This window comes from Microbacterium sp. bgisy189 (genome assembly GCF_965345345.1).
Lineage (GTDB): Bacteria > Actinomycetota > Actinomycetes > Actinomycetales > Microbacteriaceae > Microbacterium.
In genome coordinates this window covers 190681-197765 of sequence record NZ_CBDRMZ010000005.1, presented here as the reverse complement: position 1 = coordinate 197765, position 7085 = coordinate 190681, and the positions used below count along the sequence as shown (strand labels likewise).

Here is a 7085-nt window from a genome sequence, read left to right as displayed (position 1 = left end):
GGTCACGATCGCCGACGCCGCCATCATCCCCAACCGGCCCGCCGTGACGGCGTCGCCGACGTGCGGGTGCTTGCACGGCATCCGTTCACCGGTGAGCGAGATGCGGGGTGCGGTGGCTTCACCGACCTGCACGATCTTGATCGCCTCACCCACCGATGCGCCGGTGGTCGCCTGGATCATCGACACCGGCGACCGGAACCCCTGCCGGCGTGCGAGGGAGTCCTTCCCGAGTTCGACGCGGGACTGCCGGGCGACCTCGGCCGCGACCGGCGCATAGGCGGCATCCACATGCCGCTTCAACTCCCCGAACGCACGATTCACCGCGAGCAACTCCCCAGGAGCGAGCCCGCCAGGCTCACCATCACCACCCGCCGCAGCGAGTGCGGCGAGGGCTTCGGTGATGCCGGCGAGTGCGTCCTTCATGCCTTCGAGATTAGAACATACCTACGACACTCGGGCGGAGTTCTCCACAGATCCCGGCATCCGCTCTGGGAATTGACGGAAGCGCTACGAGAACAAGCTCTCCGTATCGACCGGGAACGACGTGTGCGACTGGACCAGCTGCCACGCCCCGTCGGACCGGCGGAACACGAAGGTCTCGCGCCCGACCACGGTCCGCTCGCCGCCGCGGTAGCGGACGACGGCCGCCGCCCACCCGATGTCCCCGTCGGCGTAGGCCTCGATCTGCTCGGCCGACGCGGTGATGGTGCCAGGCCCGCCTGCGATCTGGTCGCGGAGCACCGCGAACGCCTCGCCGCCGCCGAACCACTCGTCCGCGGCGGATCCGATAAGTCGCAGCTGCGGGCCGTTCACGAGGTGGCGGGTGAAGAAGTCTGCGTCGCCCTCGCTGAGCGCCCGGAACATCGCCGCGATCAACTCGCGCAGCTCTGCGGATTCGTGCATGGCGACCACACTCCTCACCGGGCGGGATCGGGCGCCGCCCACAGGCAACGCCTGTCTACACGACGGCTTGGGCGCTCACAACGCCCCGACCGCCGGCAACCACCCCGAACCGCGAGCGCATCTGGGCCGTGGTGACGGACCCGCCGCCGCGGGCTTCACCCCCATGCGCGGACTCGGTGGATGGTGGCGCTCTTGGGGTAGTTGCCTCCACGCGGTCCGATCTCGAAGAGATCGATCATGAGAAACAGCGGATAGCGGGGCGCCTGCGCGATTCGTCTGAGGACGTGTCCCTCGCATCCGACGACGGTGGTGCCGGAGCCCCAGATCACTGTCCAGGTGTGTGGCGAGGACGCATCGAAGGGGAGGGTGACGTCGGTCATGTCGGTGGTGAGGTGGGGATCGTGGTGCGCCTTGATGCCGGTGCGGGCGCGCGTGGTCTTTCCGATGGCATCCGCGTCGATCTCGAAGATGCAGATCTCGCCGGACTCCGCCGGGGACCGATGTTCGGTTCCGACGAGCCAGGCCGCAACCATGCAGTTGCTGTCGCGGCTCGCGGACACGGTCACATCCACGCGCCCCTGCGAAGGCGCGAAGAGCAATCGCTGCGGAGTCTGCGTGCGGACCTCGAGATCGGCGCGGTGGCGATGCGTTCCGAACGGGGAACCGACCGGACCCGAGAAGACGCCCGTCTGCAGGTTGGAGACGCGCAGCGGTGCATCCTCGGGACGCCAGTCAGGTTGGTCGGACTCGATCCTCAGCTGGATTCCGGTGGGCACCATCGCGTACCGTGCGAGCGCCCGTTCCGGTGTCGTCCACTGCGGGAGGTAGTTCGCAACCCATCTGTCGGGGCTCAGTCCGTGAGCGAAGTCGTCGTCGATGTTCGGCTGACGATTCGGGGCGGCCGGAAGATATCCCAGGAGTTCCATGGCAGATGATTGCACGAGCGCTCAGCCGATGGAGTGTCGCAGCGAGGGAGAGGGCTGCGCGGGAGGTTCGGGCGGTCTCGTCCGAGCGCTTGTCCGCGCGACCCCGGTGGGCGCGGGCGCGAGCATGGCTCGGGCCTCGATCGCGTTCAGTTGGACGAGCCCAGCGGTGACGCGGGGAAGCGCCACCAAGAGGACGAACCCCAGCATCATTGCGGCGGCGGGATCGGCCATCAATGGGCTGACCGAGAGCGTCCAGCCGAAGCGCTCGGCGAGCCAGGCCGATCCGCTCGGCGCGTGCTCGCGCGCCACCCGTGGGCGGTGAGCCTCATGGAGTCGCGCACGACGCCGGGGCCGGCGAACCTTCGGCATCGCGAGGCGGTCACCTCGTGCTTGCGTGGCGCGGGCTTCTCGGTGCTGATGGCGACGCACGCGAACTGGCTGTTGAACAGCTACGTGTACGGGCACGCGCTGCAAGAGGCCGCGCTCCCCTTTCAGATGCTGATCAGCTCGCCGACATGACGGCCGAGGTCTATCTGCCGTAGCTGCCGCCGGATAAATACCCCGCCCTGCGCGAGTCTGCCTCGGTGCTGATGGCGTCGGGCTACGACCCCGGCGACGAGTTCGACTTCGGGTTGGAGCTCATCCTGACCGCCCTCGAGGCGCAGCGGGTTGCTCGCCCGGAGTGAGCAACCCTCGAGGCCGCGTCAGGGGGCGACCCGCGCCCGCCGATTCAGCCGCTCCGTCATCACCAGCCCCAGCGCAACCAACACCGCAAGGAACAGCGGCAGGATCCACATGCCGGTGACGGTCGAGATCGCGCCGAACAGGGGCGGGGCGAGGGTGGAGCCGGTGTAGGCGGCGGCCATCTGGATGCCGATGATCGCCTGCGAGTTGTCGCGCCCGAAGTTGACGGGGGTGGAGTGGATGATGGCGGGGTAGATCGGCGCGCAGCCGAGTCCGGCGATCACGAGGCCCGCCAGCGCGACGACGGTCGTCTCGAGCGGCAGGGCGAGCATGACGGCACCGGCGCCGACCATGGCGAACCCGCCGCGGATCATCACGCGGTCGCCAAGACGGTCGGCGAAGAAGCCGGCGAGGAACCGTCCGGCGGTGATGCCGAGCAGGAACAGCGACGCGAAGGCGGCGGCGGTGGCGGGGTCGACGCCGCGGTCTTGCACGAGGTAGGTCGCGGCCCACAGGATCGCGGTGCTCTCGAGCGCGCAGTACGCGAAGAAGGCGGTGAGGATCAGCATGACGCCGGGAATGCGCAGCGCCCGCGCCAGCGGCACATGCGCGGTGTGGGAGCCGGCCGGCGAGGCCTCGGCATCCGCAGCGCCCTCGCCAACAGACGCAGGAACGAGCGGATGCACCCTCCGCCACAGGGGGATGCTCACGAGCAGCGCGAACGTCAGCGCGATCTGGATGGCGCCGATGACGAGGTAGGCGCTGGGCCAGCCCGCGCCCGACGAGAGCGCGAAGCTCATGATGAACGGGCTGATCGAGGCGCCGAGCCCCCAGCACGCGTGCAGCCAGTTCATGTGGCGGGCGACGTAGTGGACGGCGACGTAGTTGTTGAGGGCGGCATCCACGGCACCGGCGCCGAGGCCGTAGGGTATGGCCCAGAGGCACAGCATCCAGAACGAGGTGCTCGTCGAGAAGCCGAAGAGCGCGGCGGCGGTCATGCCGACGCTGACCGCGGTGACGACGCCGACCCCGAAGCGGCGGGTGACCCGCTCGGACGCGAGGCTCGAGAGGGTCGTGCCGCCGGCGATGATCATGGTGAGGATGCCGGCGAACGCGACGGGCACGCCGATGTCTTGGTGCATGACGGGCCAGCCGGCGCCGACGAGCGAGTCGGGCAGCCCGAGGCTGATGAACGCGATGTAGATGATCGCGAGCAGGAGCGAGTACACGGTGGTGCGTGGCCTTCGAGGAGTCGGGGGCGCGGGTCGGCGCAGGTACGATCGTACACACAATGCGTACATTCGTACACACCTGGTGTAGATTGGTCGCATGACGACGGACTCCCTCGCCGGTGACCCGCGCACGAACCGTGAGCGGATGCTCGCCGGCGACCTGTACATCGCCGACGATCCCGAGAGCGAGCGGCTGCATCGCCGCGGCATCCGCCTGGCCGACGCGTACCACCGGGCCGAGGTCGACGGCGATCCTGCGGCCCGTGGCATCCTGGTCGACCTGCTCGGCACGCTGGGCGAGGGCGCGCACATCAACCCGCCGCTGTTCGTCGACTACGGCGAGAACATCCACATCGGCGCCCGCACGTTCGTCAACTCCCACCTGACCGCGTTGGATGTCGCGGCCATCACGATCGGCGCCGACTGCCAGATCGGCCCGAACGTGCAGCTGCTGACGCCCACGCATCCGATCGACCCCCAGCAGCGGCGCGACAAGCTCGAAGCGGCGGAGCCCATCACGATCGAAGACAACGTGTGGCTCGGCGGCGGCGTCATCGTGTGCCCCGGGGTGACGATCGGCGAGAACTCGGTGATCGGCGCGGGTTCGGTCGTCACGAAGGACGTGCTGGCGAATGTGGTCGCCGTCGGCAACCCGGCCCGCGTCATCCGCACGATCGGCTGATGCGATGACCGCGCAGCAGACTCCGGCGGGTTCGCGCCTCGGCCGCCGCAATGATCCCGACCGCCGCGACCGCATCATCGACGCGTGCCTCGACGTGATCGCGCGCGCCGGTGTCGCCGGCACGTCGCACCGCAAGGTCGCGGCGGAGGCGGGGGTGCCGCTGGGGGCGATGACGTACTACTTCGACGGCATCGATGAGCTGCTGCGTGAGGCGTTCACGCGGTTCGCGGTGACGGTCAGCGACCGGTTCGAGCGGCGCATGGCCGACGCGAAGGATGCCGAGGCAGCCCGCGCGGCGGTGATCGCGATCATCCTCGAAGACGTCTTCGGCGACGACCGCGAGCTCATCCTGTCGCACGAGCTCTACACCCTCGCCGCCCGTGAGGCCGCGTTCCGTTCGATCACGAGCGCCTGGATGCTGCGGTCTCGCACCGCCCTCGAACGCCACTTCGACCCTGAGACCGCTCGCCTGCTCGACGCGCTCATCGAGGGCCTGACCATTCACCGCGCGCTCGACGCCGAGGCCCGCGACCCGCACGAGGTGGAACGTGCCGTCACCCGCATCACGACGGTGTAGCGCCTACTGGTTGGCGCGGCGCGCGACGATCGCCGCGACCGGTCGGCGCGCGGGTTCCGAACGCCGATGCGTCGACACGATCGCGAACCCGACGGCCTCGAGCTGCCGCCGCACCTCGGATGCCGGCCACCGATACGCGCGGACCACCGCGTGGTTGAACGGCTCGACCGTGTCGCCGTCGAAGAACCCGAGCAGCAGCAGGCCGCCGGGCCGGAGCGCCCGCGCGAACTCCGTGAGGGGTACGGCGATCCGATGCGGCTCGTGATGGATGACCGAGAACCACGACAGGATGCCGCCGAGTTGGTGGTCTTGATAGTCGAGGTGCTCGATGTTGCTGACCGAGAACGGGAGGGATGCCGGGTGACGTGAGTTGCGCGTGCTCGATGAACGATGGGGTCAGGTCGACGCCCTGCACGTCGAGCCCTCGCTCGGTGAGGTGCGCCGTCCAGTGGCCGGGGCCGCACCCGGCGTCGACCACTGGTCCGTGGAGTTTCGCTGCCCACGCGTCGACGAGGGTGCGCTCGCCCACATCAAACGCGTATCGTCAGCTTGGAGGGCTGGCGAGTCCGCCTCGTTGGATTCCACAACCGGTACTCTCATCGTCAATGACACTTGACGGGCTGCTTGGGGGGATGTGATTGCTCTACGCCGATCACTTGCGCGAGATCGAGGCCGGGGTCGGCCCCTTCGGGTTCAAGAGCGAGCGCGGCTTCGTGCTGAATGGGACGCCGAGTATTGAGCACTATTCCAAGCTGTGGGAGATGGGGAGCGAGAACCAGGCCAAGCTCACAGGAAGAAGTCCCTCCCATCTTGACCGCGATCGCGTGCTGTACTCCGATGCATTCCGCGCGCTCGACGACAAGTTCCATACCCTCTTCTACGGGAACCATCGTCGCGCACGCAATTACACCACTCACTCGTTGCGTGCCGCGCATGTGGCCCGCGTATCGGCCCAGCGGCTCGGGCTCAACGTAGAACTTGCCGAAGCAGTCGCACTTGCATCAAAGGTTGGAAGTGTCCCATTCATCCATCGGGGCAGGACGCAGGTTGACGTCTGGGTGCGTGAGCAGATCGCCGAGATGGATCGGCACCATAAAGAAACGCAAGAATCGCAGGCTCGCGGGACTCTCTTCGCGATGGATGAGGGCACCGATGAGCTGGTCGTTCCGAGTTGGCTCGGCGGCATATCCTCGCCGAAACTCAGACACGAGGTGCAGGCGACTATCCCGTGGGCCGCTGGCGATGCCCAGGCAAAGGCGTACCACTCGGGCATCGAGAGCTATTGGACTCTGACGACCAACCCATACCTACGCGCCGCATCCAATGACGGATACCTGGCGGAGACTATGTACGGCGCCTGGCGACATTCCTTGGGTGAACGCGCGGCTCTCTCGGATATCTTCGATCACTCGATGAAACTTGACAGTGGCCAATCGGCTCGGCAGATTACGCAGTCCAACGCCACCCACGAAGCCGTCCTGGGACGCTACTGCGACGACATCACCTGGGTTCTGGAAAACCTCAACGAGGCTGCCCGAGTCGAGGCCCTTGAGGGCACGAAGTCCGTTTATGCACGCTTGGCGGCGCGGCACCGCGAGGAGTTCGCCCCAATTAGCGAGGCGATAATGTCGGAGGATTCCGGCAAGTTGTACACCTACTTCATCGACGACCTTGTGAGGACTACTGGGGAAGCAATGCGGCAGGCTGATCCTCAGGCTCGCCCAAGCGAGATTGAGCCACTGGTGGGGCTGTCGGGGAACGCGACACGCATCTTGAAGAACATGAAGCTGTTCTTGGAAACCGATGTCTTCACCCATCCGAGGCTGCTGTTCAGAAACGCGACTCTCGATGTCATCCTCACGAGCGTTCTCGACCTTCTATACCGTTCGGTCGAGAAGGATGAAGACCTTGTTCGATTGGTTCGCAATCAATCCCGAGTTCAAGGTTGGGAGTCCGCCGAGAACTTGAGGAAGGCAACCGACGCGCTTCGGGATCCGCTACACCGACTCCAGGCGACTGTCGACGTTGTCACATCGATGTCCGATTCGGACGTATTTGAGTTGATTGGCTTGGAGTGAGAT

7 protein-coding genes and 2 pseudogenes are annotated in these 7085 nt (G+C 67.0%); 4 read left to right on the top strand and 5 right to left on the bottom strand.

Annotated features, from left to right (window positions below; translation table 11 throughout):
- From ACSF8R_RS09000 to ACSF8R_RS08990, 3 genes and pseudogenes are all read right to left on the bottom strand, one after another.
- A pseudogene (locus ACSF8R_RS09000) lies at window positions 1-423 on the bottom strand (HNH endonuclease); the annotation flags it as partial.
- A gap of 84 nt (window positions 424-507) precedes the next feature.
- Window positions 508-903 carry a nuclear transport factor 2 family protein gene (locus ACSF8R_RS08995; RefSeq protein WP_434811529.1) on the bottom strand — a complete coding sequence of 132 codons (396 nt, stop codon included), beginning with the start codon at window positions 901-903 and terminating at the stop codon, window positions 508-510.
- Between the two features lie 155 nt (window positions 904-1058).
- Window positions 1059-1829 (bottom strand): hypothetical protein, encoded by a 771-nt coding sequence (locus tag ACSF8R_RS08990; RefSeq protein ID WP_434811528.1) that lies wholly within the window; start codon window positions 1827-1829, stop codon window positions 1059-1061.
- 294 nt (window positions 1830-2123) lie between these two features.
- Between ACSF8R_RS08990 and ACSF8R_RS08985 the strand changes: the two genes are divergently transcribed.
- The gene (locus ACSF8R_RS08985; protein ID WP_434811527.1) at window positions 2124-2348 is read left to right on the top strand and encodes a TetR/AcrR family transcriptional regulator C-terminal domain-containing protein; all 225 of its coding nucleotides are present in this window, start codon (window positions 2124-2126) and stop codon (window positions 2346-2348) included.
- A 185-nt stretch (window positions 2349-2533) separates the two neighbouring features.
- Here the strand turns inward: ACSF8R_RS08985 and ACSF8R_RS08980 are convergent, their stop codons facing one another.
- A complete protein-coding gene (locus ACSF8R_RS08980; RefSeq protein ID WP_434811526.1) occupies window positions 2534-3742 on the bottom strand; it encodes an MFS transporter in 1209 nt (402 codons plus the stop codon).
- Window positions 3743-3842: 100 nt separating this feature from the next.
- Here ACSF8R_RS08980 and ACSF8R_RS08975 point away from each other — a divergent pair, with 100 nt between their 5' ends.
- Complete coding sequence (locus ACSF8R_RS08975) at window positions 3843-4427, top strand: sugar O-acetyltransferase (RefSeq protein ID WP_434811525.1); 585 nt, start codon at window positions 3843-3845, stop codon at window positions 4425-4427.
- A 4-nt stretch (window positions 4428-4431) separates the two neighbouring features.
- Window positions 4432-5004 carry a TetR/AcrR family transcriptional regulator gene (locus ACSF8R_RS08970; RefSeq protein WP_434811524.1) on the top strand — a complete coding sequence of 191 codons (573 nt, stop codon included), beginning with the start codon at window positions 4432-4434 and terminating at the stop codon, window positions 5002-5004.
- Between the two features lie 3 nt (window positions 5005-5007).
- Here ACSF8R_RS08970 and ACSF8R_RS08965 read toward each other — a convergent pair.
- Window positions 5008-5482, bottom strand: a pseudogene (locus ACSF8R_RS08965) (class I SAM-dependent methyltransferase).
- 178 nt (window positions 5483-5660) lie between these two features.
- Between ACSF8R_RS08965 and ACSF8R_RS08960 the strand changes: the two are divergent.
- A complete protein-coding gene (locus tag ACSF8R_RS08960; RefSeq protein ID WP_434811523.1) occupies window positions 5661-7082 on the top strand; it encodes a hypothetical protein in 1422 nt (473 codons plus the stop codon).
- Window positions 7083-7085 lie beyond the last annotated feature (3 nt).